Raw genomic sequence first — 334 nt, 5'->3', positions numbered from 1 at the left:
CCCGGGCGCCTGGGCCGCCGTCGCCGTCGGCGGCTTCGCGGGCGCCGAGGCGCGCTACCTGCTCGGCGTCGCCTTCCCTGAAGGCGGCTCCATCCCGTGGACCACGCTGGCCATCAACGTGGCCGGCAGCCTGCTGCTGGGCGTCCTCACGGCCCTCTGGACCGAACGTCCCGGCACCGCATTCTGGCTCCGGGCAGCGCTGGGCCCGGGGCTGCTCGCCTCGTTCACCACGTTCTCCGCCGTTGCGCTGGCCGTCGACCAGTTGGCGGCGCAGGGCCGCCACGCCGACTGGCTGCTGTATCTGGGCCTGTCCCTGGCCGCGGGCCTGGCCGCC

Annotated in this window: 1 protein-coding gene; it reads left to right on the top strand. The window is 75.7% G+C overall.

The features are described from left to right. Positions 1–334, top strand: a 334-nt coding sequence (locus tag AC5RV2_RS19150; RefSeq protein ID WP_494093638.1) for a fluoride efflux transporter FluC, incomplete at both ends; no start/stop codon positions are given.

This window comes from Arthrobacter sp. Y3225116, assembly GCF_059091245.1.
This window is presented reverse-complemented; position numbering and strand designations above follow the sequence as displayed.